The following is a 26,248-nucleotide window of genomic DNA, read 5'->3' on the forward strand; positions in this document are numbered from 1 at the left end:
GTTATTTATCTAACAATTCAAAAAATTCCAATAAGATCTGTCTGTCGTCGAAAGGATATTTCACTCCTTTTATCTCCTGATATTTCTCGTGTCCTTTCCCTGCAATGAGCACGATGTCTTCCGGCCCCGCGAGGTTCAGCGCGGTACGGATCGCTTCTTTGCGGTCGACGATCGAGATATATTTTCTCTTAGAGGCAGTATTGAGGCCCTCTTCCATATCGCGGATGATCTGTTCGGGATCTTGCTCCGCGGATTGTCCGAGGTCAGGATCGCCTTGTCGCTGTATTCCGTGGCCGCCGCGGCCATCAGGGGACGCTTGGTCTTGTCTCTATCGCCGCCGCATCCGACGACGGTGATGATCTTTTCGTGTCCTTTTCTCAGTTTTTGGATCGTGGCGAGTACGTTGATGAGGGCGTCGGGTGTGTGGGCATAGTCCACGATGCCGATGATCTTGTCCTTTGGCGACAGCACGTAGTCGAACCGGCCTTCGGCGCCGCTGAGCGTACTGAGGCAGCGAAGCACCTCGTTCCTGTCCTCTCCCATGCAGATGGCGGCGCCGTATACCGCCAACAGATTGTAGGCGTTGAACTCGCCGATCAGGCGGAAATGCACTTCCTGGTCGTTGATCGTCATGACCAGGCCGGTAAGGTTGTTCTCGAGGATCTTGCCTTTGAAGTCGGCGAGCGTCTTCAGGCTGTAGAAGTATTTTTTTGCGCTTGTATTCTGCAGCATGACGGCTCCGCGCTTGTCGTCGGCGTTGGAGATGGCGAATGCTTCGGAAGGCAGTCCATCGAAAAAGGACTTCTTTACCTTAATATATTCTTCAAAGGTCTTGTGGTAGTCGAGGTGGTCGTGGGTAATATTGCTGAACAGGCCGCCGGCGTATCTCAACCCTGCGATCCGGTGCTGGTGGATGGCGTGGGAACTCGTCTCCATGAAGACATGGGTGCAGTTTTCCCCGACCATTTCGCTGAGGAGGGCGTTGAGGTGCAGGGCGTCGGGCGTGGTATGCGTGGCGGGGACGATGCGCTCGCCGATGTGGTTCTCGACGGTGCTGAGCAGGCCGCATTTATATCCGAGTGCGCTGAAAAGTTTGTACAGGAGGGTGGCAATGGTAGTTTTACCGTTCGTACCGGTGACGCCTACCAGCTGGATATGTTCGGAGGGTTGACCATAGAAGTTGTGGGCGATGATACCCGCTGCCGCGGAAGTATCTTCGACCTGGATATAGGTCACGCCGTCCTGGAGTGTTGCGGGCAGGTCTTCGAGCACGATGGTGGTCGTGCCTGCGTTGATCACAGCGGGGATGAAACGGTGGCCGTCGACGTGGGTCCCCTTCATGGCAATGAACAGTGATCCAGGTCCCGCCTGACGCGAGTCGGTCTGCAGGTTGTCCACCTGTCTGTCGCGGTCGCCGTGTATCGACCGGATGCTGACCTTGTACAATATGTCCTGTAAGTTTGCCATATCCCCTTCGGGTATTTCTAGTTCAGTTGAATCAATATTGTTTCCTTTTTTGTCAGCGCCGATCCGGCTTCCGGATTCTGACTCCTGACCCTCCCGCTGCCGCTGACCGAGACTCTCATGTCCATGCTTTCCAGCAGGTAGAGTGCGTCTTTGAGTCCCATTCCCTTTACGTTGGGCACCACGTGGCGGGCTACGATCTCGCGGCCTAGTGTCGGGAGGCTTTCCGCCGCGGACCGGCTTTCCGCAGCAGACCTGCTCCCCGCCGTGGACGAATAGAGACGTGACCATTCGTTCTTTCCCGCGGAGTCCATATAATTCATATTCAATATGTCCTCGACCTTTTTCAGGTCGCGGGTGAGACCGGCGTAGTAGAATTTTCCGCTGTCTTTGCTGATCTCCGGTGTTGTCGGGGTCCCCGGCTCGAGGCTCATGAGGCGGTCGGCGACTTCTTTAAATACCGGACCTGCAACGGCCGCTCCATAATAGACTTTTGCGAATGGCTTGTTTTTGATCACCACGATGCAGGTATATTTCGGTGCGCCCGCCGGGAAATACCCGACGAAGGAGGACTGATAGATATGGTCTGCGTATCCGCGCGAGCCGTTGGCAACGAGTGCTGTCCCGGTCTTGCCGGCGACCTTGTAAAATGCGTTTTTGAAGAGCCTGGCGCCTGTCGCCCCTTCGTCGGTGCTGTTGCAGACGGCATAGAGACAGTCCTGCAGTTTGTGCAGCGTGCTTTCGCTGCAGATGTTGTCTATCACTACGGTCGGCTGGTTTTCCTTTACGGTAATGCCCGATTCCTGAACGGCGCTGACCAGCCAGGGTTTCATCATCTTGCCGTTGTTGGCTACTGCGTTGTACAGGGTCAGGGTCTGAAGCGGGGTGACGAGGACTTCGTAACCGAAGGCCATCCAGGGAGGCTGGTGTTGCTCCATGTCCGCGACTTCGGCGTCTTGACGATGGGCATGCCCTCGCCGAGCAGGTCGATGCCGGTCGGCTGGTTCAGCCGCAGTCGTTTCAGATGATCGACGAACTGGGTGGGGTTGTTGCTATAGTGAGCCACGGCCAGCTTGGCCATGGCGACGTTCGAGCTGATCTCAAAGGCCTGTTTGACGCTAAACATCTTGTTCTCGTGCGGTTCCGAGTCATAGACCGTACGACCCGATACCTTCCAGGAGCCGCCCTCCAGATTGAGTTCGTCGTTGAGGCTAACCTTCTTGTCTTCGAGGAGGGAGAGCAGCGTAGCCAGTTTGAAGGTCGAGCCGGGTTCGGTAGCACGGATGGCGTAGTTGAGGTCTTCCCAGTAGCTGCCGTCGGACTGGCGGCCGAGATTGGCGATGGCCCTGATCTTTCCGGTGGCTACTTCCATGACGATACAGGTGCCGTGCTCGGCGTCGTTGGCGGTCAGCTCTTTGAGCAATGCGTTCTCGGCGATGTCCTGGATATTGACGTCGAGGGTCGTGATGATATCCTTTCCGTTCTCCGACTCGATCTCGTAGCCTTCGACCGGGATGTAGGTGCCGCCGGCGATATAGCGAACGAGTCTCCGGCCGACCTCGCCCTTGAGTACGGTATCATAGGTACGTTCGAGACCGACGTTCTGTGCGTTGGCTCTTGCCAGGCCAATGGTACGATTGGCCAGCAAGCCGAACGGGTTGAGCCTTTTATTATTTACTTCCGAAATAAAACCGCTCTTGTTGCGTCCCTGACGGACGAGGGGGAAATTGCGGAGCTGCTGGTATTTTTCGAATGAGACGTTTGACTGCAGCAGATAGTAGCGATCGACGCTGCGGTATCCGCTGAGGAGGTCCTTCCTGTAGGCCTGGGCAGACTGGTCTTTGAAGAGGGTTGCCAGTGCAGAGGGAGAGGGAATCGAGGTTTTCGGTAAAGCGTTTGCCATTCTTTTCTCTCAGGCCGTCCGCTCCGAAATCGATATAGATATTGAAGTACGGGATGGAGGTGCTGAGCATGCTGCTGTCTTCGGAGTAGATGGTACCGCGCTCAGCGTCGAGTTCGATGAATTTTTGGTGGAGGCTGTCGCTGAGTCCGCGCCAGTAGGCGCCCTGGGCGTGCTGGATGTAAAACGCCTTCCCGAGCACCACGAGGCTAATCGCCACGATGCCGAGAAAACAGAGGTAGACCCTCCATAGTATGTCGCGTTTTACTTCCAAATTTTAGTTTTTAGTTTTTTCTGTGGTGTCGGGGAGGATATAGGGGGCTGGGTGAGTTGTTTGAGGCCGAAAGGCTCTACAGCTCGTGCCAGCTCGCTCTGTTTGCTCCTGAACATCACTTCGCTCTTCAGCGTTTTGTATTCGTATTGCAATTCCTTTAGTTCTTTTCCGGTCCGGTTGATGTCCCGGGAGACTTTGTCGGCATAGTGGCCGTTATAGATATAGACCACTGCGAGGGATGCGAGGAACAGGAAGAAGCCGATGTTCTTCATGATCCAGCGGTAGCTCGTATTTAATGGTTTTTTTTCATGGGACTTCATTTTTACGCGGTTTGCGCGGTTCACGGTTTTGTGAGGTTTGCGGTTTCGCGGTTCACGGTATCACGGTTCACGATTTTGCGCGGTTCACGGTATCACGGTTCACAGCCGCTCGGCGACGCGCAGTTTGGCGCTACGGCTTCGCGGGTTTTTGCGTAATTCATTTTCGGTGGCTGTCACCGGCTTTTTTGTGATCACTTTTAACAGGGGGGCTGTCGCACGTTGTCCAAAGGGGTCTGGCACTTCTTCGTCTTCGAAAGAGCCTTTCTTGAGGAAGTTCTTAACGAGCCTGTCTTCCAGAGAATGGAAGGTGATGATGGCGATGCGGCCGCCGGGGACCAGAAGGCCGGGTGTCTGCTGCAGCATTTCTTTCAAAGCGCCCAATTCATCGTTCACCTCGATCCGTAACGCCTGGAAAACCTGGGAAAAATATTTGTTGGGGTTTCCTTTCACCAGACCATTCAGGGCTGCTTTAAAATTGGAGATAGTCTTCAGCGACACGGCCCGCCGCAGCTGGACGATGGTACGGGCGAGGGTCTTTGAATTGGTAACCTCTCCGTACTGCTCGAACATTTTGTGCAGCTGCTGTTCGGAATACGTGTTGACGATGTCGAAGGCCGTGGTCGTTTGCCGCTGATCCATGCGCATGTCGAGATCGCCCTCGAAGCGAAAGGAAAATCCTCTTTCGGCTTCGTCGAACTGATGGCTGCTGACGCCGAGGTCAGCGAGAATGCCGTTGACAGCAGCGGCATCGTGAAGGCGGAGGAACCGGCCCAGATGCCGGAAATTGTGCGGCAGGAAGGTGATGCGCTTGTCGTCCGGCAGGTTGCGGCGGGCGTCGCTGTCCTGGTCGAAGACGAACAGCTTGCCTTTCGGCCCGAGTTTGCCAAGGATCCCCCTCGAATGTCCGCCGCCGCCAAAAGTACAGTCGACGTATATGCCATCCGGCTGGATGTTCAATCCGTCGAGCGTCTCTTCAAAAAGCACGGGCAGGTGGTACGCCTCGTGGTCATTGTTGTCGGGGGCCGTCATAACTGCAACCCTCCCGGGTTCATCACCTGCTTAGCCAGGCTGCTGAATGCTTCCGGTGAAAAAGATTCAAAGAACTGTTGGTACTTACTTTTATCCCAGATTTCGATCTTGTCTACTGCCGCGACGAGCACTATGTCTTTTTCGAGACCTGCGTGCTCTTTCAGATTTTGGGGAACGAGAAGCCGACCAGCCGAGTCCAGCTCTGCCATCGTTGCGCCGTTCAGGAAATATCTCCTGAATTGACGAACTTCGGGGTCAAAATCATTCAATTGGCTAATTCGGGCGAAAATCGGTTCCCAGCTTTTCATCGGATAGAGACTAAGGCATTTTTCGAACCCTCGGTTGATGACGAACTGGGCTGCCCCGTCTTCCGGCAGCTGCTTTTTAAAGCCGACCGGCAAGAGGAAGCGACCTTTCGAGTCCAGCGTAGCTTCGTATTCGCCCAGAAAACCAATCATTTATGAGGAGTTGAATCAACCTTAACTAAAACTAACACAAAATAACACATTTTCCCACTCTTACACGGGAAATTGAAAAATTTAATTTTTCCACAGACGTGTATTGCCCAAGGGATTACATATCCGCAGAATTTGGGTTTCTTAGACCGGGGATAGGATGTGAATTGAGGTGGATTACCTGTGGAAAAGCTGGAGGTTATTAAGACTGAAGGTGGGTGGACCGGGGAATGGGGGTGGTTTGAGGGGGCCTATCGGGCCAGCTCGTATACGATCGCCTCGTAGGGTCGCAGGGCACGGCCCGCGGCGGACGGCTCCGGGGAGTTTGACGTGGCTTTTGACCCTGTCCCGGCGCGGTCACTGCCAGTGGCGAAAGAGGGGTAGTTCGAGAGGACGGGCTTTGCGCCGGACAGACTGATATCGGGAGGAAGGAGAAAGGAGCCCGGCGTACTTTTGAAATTGAGGAGGATCAGGAATTTTTTTGCCCGTCTTCGCGGGTATAGGCATAGACCAATGGGTTGTTCCTGTCAATGATCGTATATTTTCCATATACCAGCGTTGGATTGGACTTCCGCAGTTGGACAGCCTTCCTGAAATAGGCAAGGACCGAAGCCGAATCTTTCTCTTCCGCCGCGGCATTTACCGTAACATAGTCTGGATTCACCTTCAGCCAGGGGTGCCCTGCGTAAAGCCGGCATTTCGACTGCCATCCCACTGAAAAGGTGTACGGCCATTGTCCCGCGAGCTCCTTTTCTGTTCCTGGAGAAAGGCGGTCGTATCCCCACCGATCTGTTTCAGGTGCATGAACTTATTGATCGTCGCGATATCCCTGTAGTCGTTGATCCCGTCGAATTTGATATTGCTCATCCCCAGCTCGTCCCCATAGTAGCAATAGGGCGTGCCGCGCATCGTCATCAGAAAGGTGGTGAGCATCATCGCCGAGACATTCCGATATTGAGGATCGTCGTTGCCCCAGTGGGATAGCATCCGGGGCTGGTCGTGATTCCCCAGATAGACAGATACCCAACCCTTATCCTCGAACGCACTGTCCCACTTGGTATAGACCTTCTTAAAATCCAGCAGGTTGTAGTCGGGATCGAAATTGCCCACGTCCATTCCCTCGAAATGGTAGGCCATATTCAGCTCGTTGCGAGCTGGATCGACAAGGGCCATCGCGTCATCAAGGGTCGAGCCGGCGCCCTCGGCGACTGTCATGATATCGTATTTGGTGATCACTTCCCTGTTCATTTCCTGCAGGTAGTCGTGCAGGTGGGGGCCCATGCCGTAGTATTGAATGATATGCTTGTCGTATCCGGGTGGAAGAACTGGCCAGGTAGTGTCCTTGGCCACGAACTGGAAGGCGTCCATCCGGAATCCGTCGATGCCCTTGTCGAGCCAGAACTTCATGACGTCATATACCTCTTTCCGAACCTGCGGGTTCTCCCAGTTGAGGTCGGGTTGCTTGCGCGAAAAATAGTGCAGGTAGTACGCTCTGGTCGCCGAATCATATCTCCATGCGTCGCTGTTGACGTCAAAAACTCCATCGGGGCGTGGGCTTGCCCTCTCTTCGTTCCACCAGTGATAGTAGTTGCGATACGGGTTGTCCCGCGAGCTGCGCGACTGCCGGAACCAGGCGTGCTCGTCGCTGGTATGATTCACCACCAAATCCATTACCAGGCGGATATGGCGTTCGTGCATCCCCTTCAGCAGACTGTCGAAATCGGCCATCGTGCCGAAGTCTTTCATTATGTTGCGGTAGTCGCTAATGTCGTATCCGTTGTCGTCGTTGGGAGAAGAGTAGATCGGATTCAGCCAGACGACGTCGACGCCGAGACTTTTTATATAGTCAAGTCTGGAGATGATTCCCTTCAGGTCTCCTACCCCGTCTCCATCGCTGTCTTTAAAACTCCGGGGATAGATCTGGTAGACGATGGATTCTTTCCACCATTTATGGTCGTCCGTGGATATGTTTTTATTGCTGATGCAGGAAGCGAGCAGCAGGGGTGTAAATAGCAGTAGTCGGGGTAGACGCGCAAGCATTACTCTAATATACTATGTTTTTCTTTGACGGATGGCGGAGGTTTTCGCCGGCGGCGCCTGGAGATCCCATAGCCTGCCAGCCCGGTGGCCGCCGGAAAAGCGAGAATGTACATCCACGGGAAGGGCCCTCCGGACTTCGGCAGCAGCGTCGCCTGGCCGGTGACGACGGACGCCGCCCAGTAATAGGGCAGCCGCTGCTCGCCTGAACCGCTGGTGAAAAACTCCTTCTTCGCCTTCTGCAGGGCAATATCCGCGGGCTCCCCCTGCGACAGGTATTGATAGAACAGCTCCGTCAACTTGTATGTAGCCTTGTTGTCCACCGACCAACAGTTGACGACAGCGGTGGGGATCCCGAGAGCGGCAAACTCCCTGTTAAAACTAAATACGCCTTCCCCCTGATAAAATTCTCCGTTGGCGGTTTCACAGGCCGACAAAACGATGATCCGCGTCAGCGGTTTTTTTTCGGGGATCAGTTCGGAAAGCGCTAGTGCGGAGTCCGAAAAATAGATCAGCGGCTCTTTGCCCGGATTGTTCCCGACCGCGTGGGTATACAGCTGGATAAGCCTGTAGCCGGAATAGTTGGCTAAAAACTGGCTTTGGACGCTTTCGCATCCGTGAACTTGTCGGGACTGCTGAACCATGAAGCGATCTGGTCGAGCGAACCATTGCTGCCGGGAAGATCGGGCAGACGCAGATAAGACGCGTATTGCACGGGGGCCAGCCCCAGGAATTCCTTCCCGGCGGGCGCCGCCGTGTTGTCGATGGTCGTATCGAGAAAATAGCGGGCCGAGTAGGTATAGCAGACGGGATGGTCGTCGAGAAAATAGACCGGATGTCTTATGGTGCCGTCCGTAACGAGCGCCTCGAAAGGAAAATAGCTGCCGTCGGGTGAGACCACCATCCTGCCGCCGGGCGCCTTTCGCCCCTGAAACAGCAGCTGGTACAGCGCTTCAGCGGTGCGCAAAAAACCCGGCATGTCCCGGTTCAGTCGTTCGACATCGGAAATATAGGTCATATAAAGGCGGGCCAGGCTGTCGAACCGGGCCTTACCTATAACTCCTAGGACAGTCGTCCGGCCGCTGACCAGCAGTGAATAGACGGCGCTGTCTCCGGCATAGAGTTCGAAAAAGACTGCCGGCCCTTTTCCAGCCGCGCCCGAAGAACCTGCAGCGTACTGAATGAAAAATTCTTCCCGGAGCTGACCTGTTTGCGAACGGCCTGATCATACCGATCGAGCTGCTGTTTTATAGCAAACAGCTCGGTCTGGCGTTCGGCATAGGCCTCCGCACCGGGCGACATTCCCTCCATATCTTTTTCCAGCCGGAGGATCCTCTTTTTTATTTCCGCTCTTTCGGCAAGTGCCTTGTCGTCCAGATTCGCCTGTTGCTGCAGCTGGTCGTTCAGCAGTATCGCCCGCGACCGCTCGAAGAAATAAAAGGCGTCGTCGGGCGAAGCCGCGGCTACCGAAGCCCTGATGGCGTGCTCATACAGGTCGCGGGCGTTCTTCCGGAATGCCAGCTGAGACCGGATCTCGGACTGATCGCCGATCGCCTTTTTCAGGAACAGGTCGGACAGTTTGTAGATGCGGATCGATTCGTCGAGGCTTTTCCTGTCGTGGGTCAGCAAGTAGTGACTATAATAAGCGTCGGCCTTGTGTACGGTCAGAAGGGACTGGTACTGGATGCGTCTTCTTTCGTATGCCTGGTTCGGACTCTGTTGCAGCAATACGGTCTCGTTCATCCCCGGCTGCAGCTGGTCGAAGGCCAGCTGAAACCAGGCCAGCGCGCTATCGGGGTAACCCTTTGCGGAATAAGCGCTTGCAATATTGTCGTAAATGGCCAGGGCCTCCAGCGATTCGAAAGAGCCCCGCTCCCTTTTCTCCGGCAGCGTCGCCAGCGCCCTGCGGCACCAGATGAGGGCGCTGTTATAGTCGTGAAGACTGTGCAGATAAAGATAGCCGGTATTGTTCAGCGCCTGGACAGATGCCAGCTGGTAGTGCGTACTCACGCTATAGGCGTACGACTTCTGCAAACATTCCAGCGCTCCATTGTAGTCGTGCTTAGTCGTATAGACGAGGGCCAGCAGGTCCATCAGAGGCCCCAGTGTCACTGCGTCCGCGGTCTTCACAGATTCCTCGGATCTTTTGTCTGAGCAGGTCTTCCAACTGGTCGTACCTGCCCATCAGGTAGAGTGAATTCAACCCCACGCTGGAAAAGTTACGGACAAACGCCATGCTGTCAATTCCGGGAGAATACCGCTGGGTAAGCGTCTCCCCCAGCAATCCGGTCTTATAACAACGGTCGTAGTCGCCGACGTCATAGTAGTACTCGGCTTTTTCCCAAAGCGCCCTCAGCGTCCTGTTGTCCACCGCCCCGGTCCGCAGCGAAATGGAAGTGCAGCTATCGATAGCCGCCAGGTATTCATTCCGAAGGTGCAGCGAATCATAAAAGATCAGGAGGTTGAAATAACACCTGACCAGGAACGGAGGCTTGGTGGGAGAAGGAGGGCATTTCTCCTCCAGCATTACGACTGCACGGCGGGTGTAGTTGACGGCCGAAGGAAAGTCGCCCTTTAGGTAGTACAACAACCCCAGCCGCTGCAGCAGAAAGGCAAAGACGGAGTCGGCGGACCGGGGACAGCCCTCGAGCCGGTGAACACTGGGAAGCAGTTCCTTCAACTGAAGGTCCGTGGCGAGGCCGGCGGCCTTCAGCGAGTCGATCTGCTTTAACAGCAAAAGCCTGTCCGGACATTGTCCGGACAGGTTCTTAAAAATAAGCAGACTTATCGCTATGGTCAGTAAGTAATGTATTGCCCGTCCCATGTGACTAACCCAGTTGGGGTCTTTTGCGGTTGAAGCAGTTGCATATAGGCGGTGGTATTGGCGCGGGGTCCGTCCTTCAGGATCTTATACCCCAGCTGCCCGCTGATCACCGGAGTCGCGAAGGACGATCCGTCCAGCACGTAGCTGCTGTTGATAAAAGGAAGGGAGAATCCGCAGCAGCTGTTGCTCTTATTCACCACGCCGATGCTCACATACCGGGAGGAGAAATTCTGGTACCTGCAAGGCAGGATGGGATTGCTAAGCCCGGTGACGCTGATGATACAGTACTGCGGGTCGATGCTCTGGCACGCGGGAAAGAACATATTGCCCGGCCTGAGAAGATTGTGGGCGTCTATCGCCACGCCGCAAACGCTCGGCGTGTGATTCCTTGGATCATTACCCGCGGCGGCCACGACGGGGATGCCGGACTTCGCGCTCTGCTGAAGATAGTGGTCAATTACGGCGTTGCGGGCGTTCCAGTAGCCGAGGCTCGCGTTGATAAGGCTTACTTTGTGGCGGATGGCGTAGCTCAGGGCACAGCTCACGGAGAGGGTGCTTCCCATGCCGTGGTCGTCCAGCGCCCTGATCACCAGCAGTCGCGGCAGCTCCTGCCGCCCGTCGGCCTGGGCCTGGGTATAGAATGCGTTCAGCGCAATAGCGGCAACGGCGCTGCCGTGGCGTACGGGGTCGCCGTCCTGGTAGGCAGCCGCCGAAGCACCCTGCACAAAATTTATTTTTCCGCTGCCGTCCGGTGCGAACAGCTTCTGGAAAATGTTCTTGTCGAAAAGGGTCGAGTCGATACCCGAGTCGATGATGCCAAGCACTACCTTGCCTGAGACTTCCGGACTCCCGTTGAATCCGACGAGGCCGGTCCCGAGTACGGGTGGTACCGCCGAAGGCGAAGATACGCTGCCATTGCTGTCTACTACCGCAACGGACCCACCGGATGCTCCCGGGCTGGGGGGCGGAGGAGGAGCCGGTGTCGACTGTCCCGATCCGCCGATATTGAGGTCCGCGGTCACATTCCATAAAAGTGTATCATGGCAGGAGCAAAAATGGACCTGGGTGTTGTCGAGTGCGTAGCCGTTGCTGGCGCGGATCACACGGCCGAGATAGGTCGACAGATAGCTCGTCAGCGGGTGGATCGCAATTTGTCTTGTGGCGCCGGCTACGCCGCCGTTGGGATTGGCAGAATCTGCGGATTTGGCCGATCGCACGTTGCTGATCGCTCCGGTGATCTGGGCGATGGTCGCCTGTCTTGTCGCCGAATCGGTACCTTCCTTAAATATATAATTCCAGTTCAGCCAGGTACTGGCGTGATGGGTCGGGGGACCGCCGTGGATCTTTGGGTGGCAGGAGGTCTGCGCCAAAGCCGTAAAAACGATAAAAAGCAAAAGCAGGGTCTTTCCCCTGAGTCCAGACAGGAAATTTTTCATAATAGAAGGTATATGGTCAAATAATTTGTTACCAGCTCTTCAACAAGAGCCGTTGTGCGTCTTCTTTCTTGTCCAGGTCGCGATCAACAACCAGCTGCAGTAATTGCCTGGCTTTCTGGCTGTCCCCGGGGTGGTTTCGCTTCATCAGGGTGAGGGATTGGTAGAACAGGGCGGGGTTATTATATAGTGTGGTATCGGCCTGCAGCTGCCGGAAATGGTCGAGCGCCTCGTCGTATTTCTCCAGTCGAAGGCAGACGATACCGGAATATACCCTTGCCTGCGCCCGCGCCGAATCCCGCTGCAGCAATTGTTCAAACCGGGCGAGGGCTTCCGGCAGGCTGTCGGCGTTGTACAGGGCGATCGCTTTTTGCAGGCTGTCCTGAACGCTGCTCATTTTGACCGGTAGGTTTTGCAGCTGCCCTTTTATATATTGGTCAGCCAGTCTGTCGGGGCCGGAACTGGTGCCAAACAGCAGCCAGGCTGCTACTACCAGGACAAGGACGGAAAGCTGCCGCGAGATAGGGCCATAGTTTTCCCGTCGGCCTGAGGGGTTTTAGTTTGGCTGGCTCCTCCCCTGTATCGGCGGGCTCGTTCTGGCTATAGAGCGTTCTGAATCGGGCTTTCTTTTCCTCTTCCAGTTCGTCCTTCAGCAGGGCCTGTGCGTTGAGATAAAATGCCAGCTCTTCCGCAAAGGATGGGTCTGAGAGGATGCGCTGTTCAAATTCTTTTTCTGGTCGGCGGAAAGTAAGCCCTTAAAATAATCATCGATGTATTCCAGGCTATCCATATTAGTGCTTTAGAAGATTATAAGACTGCCGTAGCCTTTCGAGGCATCTGAGCCTGCTCGTCTTAACTACTTCTGCTGTTTTATAGTCCATAGCGACGGCAATTTCCTTATCTGAATATCCATCCGCAAACAGCGCGAGCATTTTCCGGCAGTTGTCTCCAAGATCGTTGAGTCTGGTCCTCAGGACGTCGAAATCCGACCGCTCGGCCATTCGCTGGACGATGGACTTTGCGGAGTCCGAGAGACTGGATAACAGCTGGTCCGCCAGTGCGGCTGTTCTGTGGATCTTGTTCTTATTAGTCGTCAATTGCCGGATACGGTCAACACATTTATTATGAAAAATCCGGAATAAGTAGGTTTTCAGCGAAGACCGGCCTTCAAAGAACCCGGTGGTGATCTTTTCGATGGCTGAGATGATCGTATCTGAGTATACGTCCAGGGCGTCCTCCTCGGCGAGGGAGTATTTTCGGATGCCTTCCTTTACAAAATAGCTGTAGCCGTTGAATAGCTGGTCCTCTGCTTTTCTTCTATCGTTACCATTCCGGGTAAGGTTGTCAATTATGTCGGCGTCGGTAATGGTATTATCAGGCCTCATTGAGCTCCGCTTTGCTGAGAAAATTAGGTTAAAAAAAATAATAACAAAATCCCCGGATACTGTTTCCCTGCGACTTATCAACACGACAAAGGTAATAGAATATTTCCGGGCAACTGATGTATTCCAGACCAATACGGTGAAGAGTAACCGGTTGCCCGACGGAACAATAAACCCCTGCCGTTTCTCTGAAAGGTCTCCCGGGTGAAGCAGTAAACCCCACTGCGACAACGAACGGGCACCCGGGGCCTTTTCTTCTAAAAACTGCAAAACACGTGTGTATGCAACTTATCACCGGCGCGACCCGCAAGCTGGCCGTGGTCACCGCTTCAGCGGAGGCTCCCGCATCGGCAGAGGTCATCAATGCCCCATCAACACTTGCCCAGCTGGTCAGCTGCGGGTCCGCACCCGCTGTTCACCTGCTGTCGCAGGACCTTTTCTATTCCCTCGAGATGATCAACGGGGAGAAATGCTGGTTTAAAGAGATCTCCGAAAAAGAGATCCACCGTAACAGGAGAGGGCGGTTCAGTCTTTCGGTCAACGGCAATATGGCGTCCCAGGCAGAGCTGCCCGATACGGCGGTCTACGCCTCACAGGACTACTGGATGCCCGTTTTCTCTTATCTCGTCGGCCGCGTCAGGCTGACGGAACTGAATCCCGGCGAAGTCCCGGGCATCCTCTTCAATTATCTGCAGACGATGCTGCTGATCCTGCGGGTCCGGCTGGTATTCGTCGACCAGGAGGGTTATTATAGCTCGGCCTCGCTGTTTGACCAGCTGCCCATGATCCTCGACAAGCTGATCCCGGAATACCGGACTCTCTTTACCAAACTGCTGACAAATGAAGATAAGACCCCCAGACCATCGGACCTGCGACAGATAAAGAAGCTCTTTTTTGAACGAGTAGTTGTACCGCCGGCGGGTGCGGACCTGATGCTGCCGGCAGCTCAGAGGGAGGCCGGAGCTCCGGCGTGGGGGAGAATGGTGGTCCGGTCTTGCGGGAGAACGGTGTTGCGGGGTGCAAGGAGAGCAGGCCAGTGACACAGCGGGAGACGATCCCGAAGAACCGGCCAAATGCCGAACCGAAGGACCGGCCGAATGCCGAACCGATGGCGGGGCCGGGCTCGTGGACCAGGTTCTCTTCTCTTACCACGGGATATTCCTCCGCCAATATCCAGAACGGGGATTTTCTCGTCGCGGTTATTCTGGCCGTGGCGCTGACTTTTTCCGCGTGGCTATGGGCGGGGCACTGACCGTCCGGGGTTTCCCCTGGCGGCCCGCGGGGAAGGTCAATGAGACATTAACCCTGTTTTCGTAGCTTTGGGGCAAAACCGGCGGCAGTTGGCCGCCACCCAACAATGGATCCCAAAAATATCTCCATAGCGGACTACAGCTATGACCTACCACAGGAAAATATTGCCTTCTACCCGCTGGAAGAACGCGACGCCAGCAAACTGCTGATCTACCGGGACGGCACGATCACCGAATCGACTTACCGCAATATCGGAGACTGGCTTCCGGAAAACAGCCTTCTTGTATTTAATAATACGAGGGTCGTGGAAGCGCGCATCCTCTTCCAGAAACCGACGGGCGGACAGATCGAGATCTTCTGCCTCGAACCGCCTTCCGACTATGGAAGCGTTGCGATGGCCATGGCGCAGACGGGAAAGGTAAAATGGAGGTGTCTGATCGGCGGAGCCTCGAAATGGAAACCTGGACAGGTGCTGCACAAAGAGCTCGACACGCCCTCCTCCCCACTTACCCTCGAAGCAAGATTCATCAGCAAGGAGGCCGACACCTTCCTCATCGAACTCTCCCGGTCTCCGGCGGGGCTCAACTTCGCGGAGGTCCTGCACCAGACGGGGCTGATCCCGCTGCCGCCCTATATCCGCCGGTCGGCAGAAGCGATGGACAGCCAGCGTTACCAGACCATCTATGCCCGTCATGACGGCTCGGTGGCGGCGCCGACGGCGGGGCTGCATTTCACGGAGACTGTTTTTGCGGGTCTGGCGCAGCGAAATATACGGCGAAGCTGGGTTACCTTGCACGTAGGTGCGGGCACTTTTCTGCCGGTGAAGACGACGACGCTGGGCGACCACCCCATGCACGTCGAGTTCATAACTGTGGAGATAGCAACGATCCGGATGCTGAGGCAGACCCTCGAGGATGAACAACCTATCGTCCCCGTCGGCACTACTTCGGCAAGAACCATCGAAAGCCTGTACTGGCTGGGGATAAAAGCACAGCAGCATCCGCGTCTGGCAGAGCCGGAACTGGTGGTCCGGCAGTGGGACGCCTACGAATTGTCTGGACAAACCGACCCGAAAATTGCGCTGGACGCCCTGCTGGAATGGATGAAAGCCCGGGAGATGACGGAACTGGTCACGACGACGCAGCTGCTGATCACGCCGGGCTACGAATGGAAAATAGGCAGCGGACTGATCACGAATTTCCATCAGCCGGAGTCTACCCTGCTGCTGCTGATCGCGTCGCTGGTGGGAGAGGAATGGAAACGGATCTATGACTACGCGCTGGGACGCGGATTCAGATTTCTCAGCTATGGGGACGGATGTTTGTTGTGGCGGCGGTCCAATCACTGACATGTATCGTTCACGACCGATATTGACATTTTTTCTTGCTGATGCTGGCCGGCTCTGCCGGGGCGGCGGGCATGGGGGACGCGGCCCTGCTGCGGGACACTATTCCACGGCCAATTGGGTACGTCAATGATTTCGAACACCTCTTCACGCCCGTGCAGGTCGACGCGCTCGACAGCATGATCAACGAATACGAACGACGGACGACCATCGAGATCGCCGTCCTGACGGTCGACACTTCTCTGACCCTTCCGGGGAATTTCGATTTCTTTACGCAGCAGACGATGAGCGCATGGGGGATGGGGAAGAAAGGAAGGAACAACGGCGTGCTGATCGGGATATCCCGGTCCTTCCGAAAGATCAGGATCCAGAACGGCGCAGGAATAGAAAAGATTTTGCCCAATGCCGACACCAAAAAGATCATCGACGAAGCCTTTATCCCGTATTTTCGGAAAGGACAATATTATGAAGGAGTGGTCAGCGGCCTGAGGACTTTGATGCAGCGGCTGGAATAGGAACGATCACTCGGACTTCAGCGGCAGTTCGAGTGTGAACGTCGTCCCTTTTCCGACGATGCTGTCTACCTTGATCTTGCCCTGATGGGCCTCCACGATGGTCTTCACGTAGCTGAGGCCGAGCCCAAATCCCTTTACATTATGCAGGTTGCCGGTGTGTGCCCGGTAGAATTTCTCGAAGATGCGGCGCTGTGTTTCCTTACTCATCCCAATCCCGTTGTCCTCGATCCGGATGACGAGGCTCTTCGTGGTGCTGTGGGTGGTGATCCTGATCGCCAGATTATCTTTGGAATACTTTACCGCGTTGTCGATGAGGTTGGTGATGATATTCATGAAGTGGACCTCATCCGCCTCGAGCAGGTCGTTCTTTGCATTTAGCTGAAGCTCGGCGCGGCCACCCTTGCCTTCCAGCTGCAGGTGGAAGTTCTCCATGGCCTCCTGAATGATGGTATGCGCGTGCAGCGGTTTGAGGTTCAGCTGCTGCTCCTGTCTGTCCAGCAGGGATGCCTGGAGGATGGTTTCGACCTGCTTGTTCATCCGCCTGTTCTCTTCCTTTATAATACCTGTAAAGTATTCCGACTTCTCACGATCCTGTACTACCTTTTCGTTTCGCAGCGCGTCGACGGCGAGAGAGATGGTGGCAAGAGGAGTTTTGAATTCGTGGGTCATGTTATTGATGAAGTCGTTCTTGATCTCGCTCAGTTTCTTTTGTCTCAGCAGGGCGGCGACCGTAACGTAAAATGCGGATACGATGATCAGCGTAAAAAGTATCGCTCCGAAGATCATGATTCGCATCTCCCCCAGAACGATATTATTGATATCGGGGACCACGACCACCAGCAGCTCGTCCGGCAACATCCCACCGCCATAGTCTTCGGGCGCCTGCAGCGGATAGAACGCGGCGCGGTTATGCAAAGTATCCTGTATCTCCTGCTGAAAATTCCGCGAATGCAGCTCGGGCGTCCGGAAGCTAAATGAAGAAGAGGATTCCATATTGGACGATACCGAGAATTCGAAATGCAGATTCCTCAGGTTCAGATTGTCAAAGGCCTTCCGCAGCCTGTCATTGATCTCGTCCTGTGTAAATCGCTCGGCGATGGGGAGGGGTCGCATCATCTCCATCCTGAAGGGGTCGGAGGGACGCCATGGAGTGCCGGGCTTCAGCCGGAGGACCTTGGTCGCGCTTCCCCGTTGCTCCACAAGATCACGGCCGACCTGTGCTACCGCATCGATCATCTTGTGATGAAGCTCTTCCCGCTTGTTATCGACCATAGTCAATATCCAGTTGATCTGGATGTAGATGATCCCGATGAGGGATAGTGTGATCAATACAAGGATAACAGGGAAAATTTTTTTCAAACCCATACTTTTTAATTTCTGCGCTTTCGCGCAAACCGGACTCCGTCCGTTTTCGGTCCAAATGCAAATTTATAAAAGGATGACAGGGTGGCCTTTCAAAACCCTTTTGGTAAAAGGTATTTAACGAAGGTTTCACAAAGAAAGGGTTTTTCAGGCTAAAAAGCGCTATATTTAAAGGAAGCCTTCTTCCAAAAAAAGCCATTTTTGGACGGGACATTTTGTTATCCCGCAGGATTACTTAATTTAGATGATATGGAGAGCCCGGCACCTGGCATATTACTGATCGCTGATCCCTTTTTGAAAGATCCTAACTTCATGCGAACCGTCGTCTTCCTTTGCGAGCATCAGGACGAAGGCAGTTTCGGGTTTGTCCTCAATAAAAACTATGAATATTCGCTGGACGAGCTGGTCAGTGGGCTGGAAGACCTGAAGAAAATACCCGTCTACCTGGGCGGACCGGTCCAGATGGATACTATACACTTTCTCCACCAGTATCCCGAAAAGATCACCGGCGGGTACGAGATCATCGACGGCGTCTTCTGGGGCGGCAGCTTCGAGACGGCGATCGAGCTCATCAGGCAGGGCGAGATCGATATGGCCAAGATCAGATTTTATATCGGTTACTCGGGCTGGGGCAGCGGACAGCTGGCGGACGAAATGAAAGAAAAATCTTGGCTGACAGTACCAGCCAGCCGCCGCACTGGTGTTTCATAAAAAACCCTCCGAAATATGGAAGGATGCCCTTCGCCACCTCGGAGGAGAATATGAGATGATGGTAAATTTCCCGATCGATCCCCAGCTGAATTAGATCATCCCACTACCTTATCGGTATACTGACCCCGGCGTGTATACCCCAGTTATCCAGATTGCTTATTCCATCTTTGTTATACGGCGCATAATTATAGCTGCCGCCGATGCGGATCGCGGTCGCTGAATAAGAACTCAGCGGTATCAGCACACCGGCTTCTCCTCTCACCGCAAAATGAGTGCTGGACCGCGGGTTGTCAAACTCCCCAAGATACTGGTCCAGGCTGACGAAGTTGACGCCCGCGCCCGCGCCGACATAGGGCCGGATAACTCCTTTCTTCAACAGCGTATAGTCCACGGTCGCCAGCAGGGGTATTTGCTGCACGGAATTGCTCAGCACAGCAGAGACATCCGTACCCGCCCCCTCGGAATAGACCTGCCGCGGATACTTCTGGTAATAGTCATTATATCCAAGGCTGAGTCCGACGCGCAGCTGGCTGGTGATCGGATAGGCCAGGCCCGCGGTAAATCCCTTGTAGGCCGGCTTGTCGACAAAATCCCTGAAAGGGCCGGATGGGATATTGACATTGTAGTCGATATTGAATTGCAGATCGTTGCGCGACTGTGCCTGTGCGGAAGCGCCCAGGGTCAGCAGTAGAAGGGCGATGACGCCATATCGTTGAATAATAGCTTTCATGATGGTTTACTTTTTAAGGTATGCAGATTGTTCGAAAAGGGAGGTCACCTCGTTGGATACATTGGCGGTGTTAAACACCTGTTCCCCCTCGCCATGCCGGTCCAGATGGCCTTCAGCTTGTTGCCGTTCGCGGCAGCATTTTTCAGATCGAGCAGGTCGATCTCCAGGGCCCCCGACTGAATAGTGTATACTCCCACGGCAAAGGGATCATAGTACCCATAGCCCGGATACCCCCAATAATAGGGGTCCCAGTAGCCGCCGTAGTAGTCCCAATAGTCGCCATAGCTGAATACGCCTGTGGAGGTGTTGTAAATTCGGGAGACGTCGATCGCCAGATGCGGGCTGTCCTTGGTACCCACTTTCTGATAGCCGCGCTGCTGCATCAGCTGGGTAACGGCATTGATAGCGAGACTGTCGAATCCGTTCTTCTGCCGGCCCGCGAATTGGTTGTCCTGTATCACGGCCACGGAATCAGCGATACTAAAAGTGGAGTAAGAAGAGAAGTTCGCGGTCGTGTCATAGTTGGTAATGTAGATCCGCGATTCGTCGTTGGTGAGGTTGTTGAGCGGGTCTTTCTTACAGCCGCCAAGCAGCACGACGCCTAGCAGTGATCCGAACGTCAACCGGATTATTGTTCTGTTCATATAGGAGTGATTTTATTATAATAAAATTATGCAAAAGAGGGGCCGCCGGATTTTAATGAAATGTGTTTTAACGGTGTTGTAACAGAGATGAAAATTAGATTAATGGAGACTTTGATGACCGGGTCTGACGACCCTCCGAACCGGCTAATTATTTTTTTGTGCATTCTGACCTGGGGGTTCGGGAGAGGGCGGAGCGGGTATGCGGCCTGAATGCAAAAGACCCCAGCACGAGGCTGGGGTCGAACTAACATTTTGTTCCGTGGGGAATGGACCGTAAGGTGTTGCTCAGTTAGGCTTTTGTTTCCCACTTGGTACAGCACCTTCTACTAATACAGTAACCTTATTGTGGATCACTTCCACAAAGCCACTCTGGATCGTAAAATATGCCAGATGATTACTTTTGTCCTTCAGCACTTTCAGACGGCCGGCTTTCAGGGCACTGACGAGGGGGGCATGTTTGTCCAATACCTCGAACAGGCCGTCAACGCCGGGCAGTTGGACGCCATATACGTCTGCGCTGAACAATTTCTTCTCGGGAGTTAATATTTCCAGGTTCATAAGTTGCTTGATTAACCACGGGCCTGGGCCAATAATTTCTTGCCTTTCTCAATTGCGTCGTCGATCGTTCCTACCAGGTTGAAAGCGGCTTCAGGATACTCATCCACTTCGCCGTCCATGATCATATTGAAACCACGGATCGTCTCGTCGATGGGAACGAGCACACCTTTCAGACCGGTGAACTGTTCTGCCACGTGGAAGGGCTGGGACAGGAAACGCTGAACCTTACGTGCGCGCGCGCTACGGTCATCTTGTCCTCGTCGCTCAACTCATCCAGACCAAGGATGGCGATGATGTCCTGCAGTTCTTTATAGCGCTGGAGGATCAGTTTCACCCTGTCGGCGGTTTTGTAGTGAGCTTCACCCACGATCGCGGGTGTCAGGATACGGGACGTGGAGTCCAGCGGGTCAACCGCGGGATAGATACCAAGGTCGGCGATCTTACGGCTAAGTACCGTGGTCGCGTCCGGGTGGGCAAATGTCGTTGCGGGAGCCGGATCGGTAAGGTCATCCGCAGGTACGTAAACGGCCTGTACGGAGGTGATCGAACCGTTCTTGGTCGAGGTGATCCTCTCCTGCATCAGCCCCATCTCCGTGGCCAGCGTGGGCTGATATCCCACCGCGGAAGGCATACGACCGAGCAGTGCCGATACTTCGGAACCAGCCTGGGTGAAACGGAAGATATTGTCTACGAAGAACAGGATATCACGACCCTGACCCTGTCCGTCGCCATCGCGATAGTATTCGGCGATGGTCAGACCGCTGAGGGCCACACGCGCACGTGCACCGGGGGGCTCGTTCATCTGTCCGAACACGAAGGTCGCCTTGGAATCGGAGAGTTCTTTCATGTTGACCTTGTTCAGGTCCCACCCGCCGTGTTCCATGCTGTGTTTGAACTCTTCGCCGTATTTCATGATACCGGCTTCGATCATTTCACGCATCAGGTCGTTCCCTTCGCGGGTACGCTCACCTACGCCGGCAAAAACGGACAGACCGGAATAGGCTTTTGCGATATTGTTGATCAGCTCCTGAATCAATACTGTTTTTCCTACACCCGCACCACCGAACAGGCCGATCTTACCACCCTTTGCATAGGGCTCGATCAGGTCGATAACCTTGATACCGGTAAAAAGCACTTCTGTGCTGGTGCTCAGGTTTTCGAAAGCCGGGGGCTTGCTGTGGATGGGACGGCCGTTGGCCTTGCTGACGGCAGGCAGACCATCGATAGGATCGCCGGTTACGTTGAATAGGCGGCCTTTGATGCCTTCGCCCGTAGGCATGGCAATAGCACTTCCGGTATCGGTAACGGGCAGTCCGCGAACCAGACCTTCGGTACCGTCCATGGCGATACAACGAACACTGTCTTCACCGAGGTGCTGCTGAACTTCCAAAACAAGGGTTTCACCACTGGACTTTTTCAGTTCCAATGCATTGTAAATCTCGGGAGTTTACCTTCAAACTGCACATCGATAACGGCGCCGATGATTTGCTTGATTTTTCCGGTGCTTGCCATAATAATATTAAGATGTTTTAAATTCGGCTGCAAAGGTAAGGGGACAAGGGGAAAGCCCAAAATAGTTTGGGGTTTTTGCTACATTTGATGCTCATTTTCCAATATGCAATTGATAGAAGTTACCAATCCCGCCCAGGCCAGGGAGTTTATTCAGGTAAATGTTGATCTCCATCTAAAGGTGCCCGGTTATATCCGGCCCATCGACAGAGAAATTGATGAAGTATTTGATCCTGAACACAATAAGGCATTCCGTCAGGGAGAGGCCGCCCGCTGGATCCTAAAGGACGGAGAGGGCCGGCTGATCGGTCGTATAGCGGCGTTTGTCAATAAAAAGTACAAGAATAAGGGCGACGACGTCCCCGTCGGCGGTATGGGATTTTTTGACTGTATCAATAGTCAGGAGGCGGCCGATATGCTCCTGGACGTCGCCCGGCACTGGCTCGGCCAGCGCGGAATGGAGGCCATGGACGGTCCAATCAATTTTGGCGAACGGGATAAATGGTGGGGACTGCTGGTCGAGGGCTTTTATGAGCCCCTCTGGTCCATGAATTTCAACCCACCTTATTATAAAGACCTGCTCGAAAACTACGGTTTCAGGCCCTTCTTTCACCAGCTGTGTTTTGGCCTCGACCCCGGGAAGCCGCTGAATGACAAGATCTTAGCCCGACACGCGGCCCTTGCCGGCGACCCGGCCTATTCCGCCGCCCATATCGAGAAGAAAAGACTGGAAAAATACGCCGAAGACTTTCTGGCCATCTACAACGGCGCCTTTGCCGGCCATGGCGGCATCAAGTCGATGCGGAAAGAGCAGGTCATGCAGCTGTTCAAAAAAATGAAACCACTGATGGACGAGAACATCGTCTGGTTTGCCTACCACAACGGCAAACCTATCTCGATGTTCATCAATATACCTGAACTGAACCAGTACTACAAACACTTCAACGGGAAATTCGGCCTGCTCCAAAAACTGCAGTTCCTGTGGCTGCGCAGCAGGGGCGCCTGCCGGCATTTCACCGGAATAGTTTTTGCCGTCGTCCCCGAATTCCAGGGCAAAGGCGTCGACGCCTATATTATCACGGAAATAGCGAGAGTTGTTCAGCCCGCGAAATTTTATAAACACTATGAGATGCAGTGGATCGGCGACTTCAACCCGAAAATGGTGAATGTTGCGCGAACGCTGGGGGATACGTATGTAAGCCGCAAGTTGACGACGTACCGGTATTTGTTTGACAGGAGTAAGGAGTTTAAGAGGCATCCAATGATATCGGCATAAGCCGTATAAAAAAGGCCGGACTAGCGTCCGGCTTTTTTATGTTATAACGGGTGCCGCTCCAATTTGAGGTTTCGGATCGCGACCTCTAGATCTACCCCACGACCGGCACTGGTCCGACGGGGTCGGTCCCGGCAACGGGGTCCAATTCGATCTTTGGTGCCAGCAGCTTGTACAATACCGGTGTTACCACCCGGGTCAGGATGGTGGAACTCAGCAGGCCGCCGATGATGACCAGCGCGAGGGGGAATACAGCGGGTTGTTTTCGGCAACCAGCGGGATCAGGCCGCCTATCGCGGTCAGAGTGGTCAGGATGATCGGGACGAAGCGGGTCTCGCCCGCCTCCTGTATCGCCTCGTCGAGTCCCATGCCGCCCCTGCGCAGCTGGTCTGTGTAGTCGACCAGCAGGATCGAATTTTTACCTCGATGCCGATAAGGGCAATTATGCCGATGACCGCGACGAAAGAAAATGTATTGCCCGTGGCCAGGAGCATCAGGACCGCCCCGATGATGCCCAGCGGCACGACGGACAGGACGATCAGCGTCCCGCGGAACGTTTTGAACTCGAGGATCAGAATACCGAGTATGCCAAAAACTGTTACCAGGATTATGGACCCCAGCCCCCAAAACTCTCGTTCTTGCTTTCCACCTCACCGGCCGCCATATAGGTCGCCCCTTTTGGAAAGTGCATCTTGTCCAGCTCCTGCAGAACTCCCTGGGTGACGCGGGTAGTATTGAAGCCGCTCCGGACAAACGCCGTGACAGTGGTATACCGGTCTTTGTCGTAGTGGTGAATGCTCGTGGGAGAGCTTTGAAAACGGATATCTGCAACCTGGTTCAGCGGCACCGACGCCCCTGTATAGGAATTGACATACACTTTATTCAGGGCATCGAGGGACTGCCGCTGTCCGCGTGGAAGGCATACATTGATATTGTAGTCGTCGTCCTTTTCGTTGTCCTTCCGGAATTTACCAATGTCGAGCCCGGCCACGGCCAGCCTGACCGTACGGTCGATGTCATTGACGGGAACCCCGAGCATCCCGGCTTTTTCCTTGTTGACGCTGACCTTAATATCGGTCTTCAGGGTAGTCAGCTCGTTGTTGACGTACATGGTCCCATCCGTCCTTTTCAGGAGGTCCTCCACGCGGAAAGCCAGGCTGCGCAAGGTATCCAGGTCTTCCGAAAATAGCCGGATCGCGATCGGCGCCTCTATCGGCGGCCCCTGTTCGAAATCCTTTACCTCGATCTTTGCGCCCGGGTAGTCCGCAAAACAGCGGCGCAGGGAGTCTATCATAAGTCTCTTCCTGTAGGGTGGCGTCTCATTCAGCTGTACAAAGATCTGCGCATAGTTGCTCTGCTCGTTCTGGGGTATCACGTTGTAGTAGATACGCGGATTGCCGTGCCCTACGTTCGTGGCATAGTTCTTCAGGTCGGGCAGGTGGTCGACACGGCGCTCGACCCAGTGGGCGATGGTATCCGTAGCGGCCAGACTGGTGCCCAGCGGCGTCTGGATATTGATGAGGAACATCGGCTTCTCCGACGCGGGAAAGACGCTGAAGCCTACGCGCGGGATCAGCGCCAGACAGCCCACGAAAATGCCCAGCGCCACGACCAGCGTAAGAGCGGGCCGGCCAATCGCGGCGTGCAGCAGTCTGCGGTAGGAACCATTGATAAAACGTTTTAGTCCGCGCAGGAATAGATTGCCCTCCGGGTGTTCGTGGCCGCTGAGTATGCGGCTGGATAAGAAGGGAACTATTGTAAGCGAAACGAACAGCGAGGCCAGCACTGTAGTGACCACTGCCGCGGGGAGACTGCGGATGAAGTCGCCGGCCGCCTCGGGCAGAAACATCAGCGGCAGAAACGCAAATATCAGCGTAGCGGTACAGCCCAGCACCGCCAGTCCGATCTGTCGTGTAGCGGCGATGGCCGCGTCCACCCGCGAATAGCCCATTCGGAGATAGCGCTCGATGTTCTCGACCACGACGATGCTGTCGTCTACCAGCAGCCCCAGCGCGACGACCATGCCCACGATGCTTAGCTGGTTGATCGTAAAATGAAACAGGTTCAGCAGGACAAGACCTATCAGCAGGGACAGCGGTATGGAGACCATGACGACAATGGACGCGCGCGGGCCCAGTGGCAGCAGCGTGAGCAACACCAGAAAAATGGCGATGGCGAAGTCCCGGGTAAAATGCCCCAGGCGCGTCCGCACGCTCTGTGCGTTGTTGAAGCTCTTTTCAAATTTGATGTTGGGAGGCAGGTCCTTCCGGAATTTGTCCATCACGGGCTCCATTTCCTTTTCAACGGCAAAAATATTGGTCCCTGCCTTGCGGCTCGCGGTAACGAATACTCCTCTCCTGCCGTTGAGGCGACCGATGTAGTTCTGTTCCTCGTAGTTGAAACCCACCTCGGCAATGTCCCTGACATAGATGATCTTTCCGTTCACGCTGCTGACGATGGTATTTTTTATCTCGTCGATATTCTTGTAGTCGCCGCTGGTCTTAATATTGAACTTCCTCGAGCCCATATCGACGCTGCCCCCCGGAATATTTACGTTCTCGCGTTGAATGGCCTGCAGAACGGCGTTCAGGGGAATGTGGTTTTGTGAAAGCTTCTCGAGGTCCAGCGCAACGCGGACCTGCTGCTGGGGAAACGCCCAGTTGTCGACATTTTTTAGCGTCTTGATCTTCTCCAGTCTCTCCTTTAGCTGTTTGCTCCATTCCCTGAGGTCCTTATACGGCGCGGACTCGCTGAGCAGCGCCACCTGCAGGATGTTGACGTCCGATGGCGTAAAGCGCTGGATGTCGATGCTCAGAATGTCCTGGGGAAGCTCGCTCCGTACCGCGTTGAGCTCGCGGATCACGTCCTGATATTTCTTGTCGGGGTCTGTTTCATACTTGAATTCCAGCTGTATGACGGCCAGTCCGTCGTCGATGGTGGAACGGATGCGCTTGACGTCGTCCATCGCGTTGAATCTTTTTTCGATGGGATTGACGACCAGTTCCTCAACGTCTTTGGGACTGGTTCCGGGATAGATGACGATCGCGGAAAAGCTGGGGGCTTCCGTGTCCGGGTCTTCCCCACGGGGCATCGTTACCAGGGCATTTACTCCGATGAGCGCCAGCATCACAAATACAATGAGCGTGAACTGGTAGTTGCGGACCGCAAATTCGGTGAGGCCGCGGCGCTTCCCGGGTGTGCCTGCCGTGCCGTTGTTGTTGTTCGTTTTCAT

The 26,248-nt window shown here is 54.6% G+C and carries 26 protein-coding genes and 3 pseudogenes; 6 read left to right on the forward strand and 23 right to left on the reverse strand.

Features of this window, described 5'->3' with window-relative positions:
* Position 1 precedes the first annotated feature (1 nt).
* The 15 genes and pseudogenes from ACQ86N_RS39830 to ACQ86N_RS39900 form a co-directional block, all read right to left on the reverse strand.
* A pseudogene (locus ACQ86N_RS39830) lies at positions 2-1,467 on the reverse strand (UDP-N-acetylmuramoyl-L-alanyl-D-glutamate--2,6-diaminopimelate ligase).
* Between the two features lie 17 nt (positions 1,468-1,484).
* Positions 1,485-2,378 carry a penicillin-binding transpeptidase domain-containing protein gene (locus ACQ86N_RS39835; protein WP_431211879.1) on the reverse strand — a complete coding sequence of 298 codons (894 nt, stop codon included), beginning with the start codon at positions 2,376-2,378 and terminating at the stop codon, positions 1,485-1,487.
* Positions 2,333-3,112, reverse strand: a complete 780-nt coding sequence (locus ACQ86N_RS39840; protein ID WP_431211880.1) for a penicillin-binding transpeptidase domain-containing protein — start codon at positions 3,110-3,112, stop codon at positions 2,333-2,335. The genes ACQ86N_RS39835 and ACQ86N_RS39840 overlap by 46 nt, the downstream gene beginning before the upstream one ends.
* A gap of 22 nt (positions 3,113-3,134) precedes the next feature.
* Positions 3,135-3,638, reverse strand: coding sequence for a hypothetical protein (locus tag ACQ86N_RS39845; RefSeq protein WP_431211881.1), 504 nt, complete (start codon positions 3,636-3,638; stop codon positions 3,135-3,137).
* A complete protein-coding gene (locus ACQ86N_RS39850; protein WP_431211882.1) occupies positions 3,629-3,958 on the reverse strand; it encodes an FtsL-like putative cell division protein in 330 nt (109 codons plus the stop codon). The genes ACQ86N_RS39845 and ACQ86N_RS39850 overlap by 10 nt, the downstream gene beginning before the upstream one ends.
* A gap of 99 nt (positions 3,959-4,057) precedes the next feature.
* Complete coding sequence (gene rsmH / locus ACQ86N_RS39855) at positions 4,058-4,987, reverse strand: 16S rRNA (cytosine(1402)-N(4))-methyltransferase RsmH (RefSeq protein WP_431211883.1); 930 nt, start codon at positions 4,985-4,987, stop codon at positions 4,058-4,060.
* Positions 4,984-5,445: a division/cell wall cluster transcriptional repressor MraZ gene (gene mraZ, locus ACQ86N_RS39860; RefSeq protein ID WP_431211884.1), complete on the reverse strand. Its 462-nt coding sequence runs from the start codon at positions 5,443-5,445 to the stop codon at positions 4,984-4,986. The genes rsmH and mraZ overlap by 4 nt, the downstream gene beginning before the upstream one ends.
* 466 nt (positions 5,446-5,911) lie before the next feature.
* Positions 5,912-6,106: a hypothetical protein gene (locus tag ACQ86N_RS39865; RefSeq protein WP_431211885.1), complete on the reverse strand. Its 195-nt coding sequence runs from the start codon at positions 6,104-6,106 to the stop codon at positions 5,912-5,914.
* A 2-nt stretch (positions 6,107-6,108) separates the two neighbouring features.
* Positions 6,109-7,482 carry an alpha-glucosidase gene (locus ACQ86N_RS39870; RefSeq protein WP_431211886.1) on the reverse strand — a complete coding sequence of 458 codons (1,374 nt, stop codon included), beginning with the start codon at positions 7,480-7,482 and terminating at the stop codon, positions 6,109-6,111.
* Positions 7,482-8,497 (reverse strand): annotated as a pseudogene (locus ACQ86N_RS39875) (CHAT domain-containing protein). The gene ACQ86N_RS39870 and the pseudogene ACQ86N_RS39875 overlap by 1 nt, the downstream one beginning before the upstream one ends.
* 44 nt (positions 8,498-8,541) lie before the next feature.
* Positions 8,542-9,609, reverse strand: a complete 1,068-nt coding sequence (locus ACQ86N_RS39880; RefSeq protein ID WP_431211887.1) for a hypothetical protein — start codon at positions 9,607-9,609, stop codon at positions 8,542-8,544.
* Positions 9,542-10,216, reverse strand: a complete 675-nt coding sequence (locus ACQ86N_RS39885; protein ID WP_431211888.1) for a hypothetical protein — start codon at positions 10,214-10,216, stop codon at positions 9,542-9,544. Before ACQ86N_RS39885 ends, ACQ86N_RS39880 begins: the two co-directional genes overlap by 68 nt.
* A 59-nt stretch (positions 10,217-10,275) precedes the next feature.
* Positions 10,276-11,739, reverse strand: a complete 1,464-nt coding sequence (locus tag ACQ86N_RS39890) for a S8 family serine peptidase (RefSeq protein WP_431211889.1) — start codon at positions 11,737-11,739, stop codon at positions 10,276-10,278.
* Between the two features lie 28 nt (positions 11,740-11,767).
* Positions 11,768-12,133 (reverse strand): tetratricopeptide repeat protein, encoded by a 366-nt coding sequence (locus tag ACQ86N_RS39895; protein ID WP_431211890.1) that lies wholly within the window; start codon positions 12,131-12,133, stop codon positions 11,768-11,770.
* A 394-nt stretch (positions 12,134-12,527) separates the two neighbouring features.
* The gene (locus ACQ86N_RS39900; protein WP_431211891.1) at positions 12,528-13,121 is read right to left on the reverse strand and encodes an RNA polymerase sigma factor; all 594 of its coding nucleotides are present in this window, start codon (positions 13,119-13,121) and stop codon (positions 12,528-12,530) included.
* Positions 13,122-13,399: 278 nt separating this feature from the next.
* Between ACQ86N_RS39900 and ACQ86N_RS39905 the strand changes: the two genes are divergently transcribed.
* The 4 genes from ACQ86N_RS39905 (at position 13,400) to ACQ86N_RS39920 (ending at position 16,229) form a co-directional block, all read left to right on the forward strand.
* Entirely contained in the window at positions 13,400-14,158 is a 759-nt protein-coding gene (locus ACQ86N_RS39905) for a hypothetical protein (RefSeq protein WP_431211892.1), read from the forward strand.
* A complete protein-coding gene (locus ACQ86N_RS39910; RefSeq protein WP_431211893.1) occupies positions 14,155-14,370 on the forward strand; it encodes a hypothetical protein in 216 nt (71 codons plus the stop codon). Before ACQ86N_RS39905 ends, ACQ86N_RS39910 begins: the two co-directional genes overlap by 4 nt.
* Positions 14,371-14,475: 105 nt before the next feature.
* Positions 14,476-15,717: an S-adenosylmethionine:tRNA ribosyltransferase-isomerase gene (locus ACQ86N_RS39915; RefSeq protein WP_431211894.1), complete on the forward strand. Its 1,242-nt coding sequence runs from the start codon at positions 14,476-14,478 to the stop codon at positions 15,715-15,717.
* Positions 15,718-15,758: 41 nt separating this feature from the next.
* Positions 15,759-16,229, forward strand: a complete 471-nt coding sequence (locus tag ACQ86N_RS39920) for a TPM domain-containing protein (RefSeq protein WP_431211895.1) — start codon at positions 15,759-15,761, stop codon at positions 16,227-16,229.
* A gap of 6 nt (positions 16,230-16,235) precedes the next feature.
* On the opposite strand, the gene ACQ86N_RS39925 is transcribed toward ACQ86N_RS39920, so the two are convergent.
* The gene (locus ACQ86N_RS39925) at positions 16,236-17,594 is read right to left on the reverse strand and encodes a sensor histidine kinase (protein ID WP_431211896.1); all 1,359 of its coding nucleotides are present in this window, start codon (positions 17,592-17,594) and stop codon (positions 16,236-16,238) included.
* Positions 17,595-17,840: 246 nt separating this feature from the next.
* On the opposite strand from ACQ86N_RS39925, the gene ACQ86N_RS39930 reads away from it, so the two are divergent.
* On the forward strand, positions 17,841-18,302 hold the full coding sequence (locus ACQ86N_RS39930; RefSeq protein ID WP_431211897.1) for a YqgE/AlgH family protein: 462 nt from the start codon (positions 17,841-17,843) through the stop codon (positions 18,300-18,302).
* A gap of 103 nt (positions 18,303-18,405) precedes the next feature.
* Here ACQ86N_RS39930 and ACQ86N_RS39935 read toward each other — a convergent pair whose 3' ends face one another.
* The 5 genes from ACQ86N_RS39935 to atpD form a co-directional block, all read right to left on the reverse strand.
* The gene (locus ACQ86N_RS39935; RefSeq protein WP_431211898.1) at positions 18,406-19,032 is read right to left on the reverse strand and encodes an outer membrane beta-barrel protein; all 627 of its coding nucleotides are present in this window, start codon (positions 19,030-19,032) and stop codon (positions 18,406-18,408) included.
* Between the two features lie 44 nt (positions 19,033-19,076).
* Entirely contained in the window at positions 19,077-19,676 is a 600-nt protein-coding gene (locus ACQ86N_RS39940; RefSeq protein WP_431211899.1) for a DUF4136 domain-containing protein, read from the reverse strand.
* 285 nt (positions 19,677-19,961) lie between these two features.
* Positions 19,962-20,234, reverse strand: a complete 273-nt coding sequence (gene atpC, locus ACQ86N_RS39945) for an ATP synthase F1 subunit epsilon (protein WP_431211900.1) — start codon at positions 20,232-20,234, stop codon at positions 19,962-19,964.
* 11 nt (positions 20,235-20,245) lie between these two features.
* On the reverse strand, positions 20,246-20,428 hold the full coding sequence (locus ACQ86N_RS39950; protein ID WP_431211901.1) for a hypothetical protein: 183 nt from the start codon (positions 20,426-20,428) through the stop codon (positions 20,246-20,248).
* Positions 20,404-21,624: a F0F1 ATP synthase subunit beta gene (gene atpD / locus ACQ86N_RS39955; RefSeq protein WP_431211902.1), complete on the reverse strand. Its 1,221-nt coding sequence runs from the start codon at positions 21,622-21,624 to the stop codon at positions 20,404-20,406. The genes ACQ86N_RS39950 and atpD overlap by 25 nt, the downstream gene beginning before the upstream one ends.
* A gap of 225 nt (positions 21,625-21,849) precedes the next feature.
* Between atpD and ACQ86N_RS39960 the strand changes: the two genes are divergently transcribed.
* On the forward strand, positions 21,850-23,019 hold the full coding sequence (locus ACQ86N_RS39960; protein WP_431211903.1) for a hypothetical protein: 1,170 nt from the start codon (positions 21,850-21,852) through the stop codon (positions 23,017-23,019).
* 210 nt (positions 23,020-23,229) lie between these two features.
* On the opposite strand, the pseudogene ACQ86N_RS39965 reads toward ACQ86N_RS39960, so the two are convergent.
* Both ACQ86N_RS39965 and ACQ86N_RS39970 read right to left on the reverse strand, forming a co-directional pair.
* Positions 23,230-23,636, reverse strand: a pseudogene (locus ACQ86N_RS39965) (efflux RND transporter permease subunit).
* Positions 23,624-26,248, reverse strand: a complete 2,625-nt coding sequence (locus ACQ86N_RS39970) for an efflux RND transporter permease subunit (RefSeq protein ID WP_431211904.1) — start codon at positions 26,246-26,248, stop codon at positions 23,624-23,626. Before ACQ86N_RS39970 ends, ACQ86N_RS39965 begins: the two are co-directional and overlap by 13 nt.

This window comes from Puia sp. P3 (assembly GCF_050632245.1).
GTDB lineage: Bacteria > Bacteroidota > Bacteroidia > Chitinophagales > Chitinophagaceae > Puia.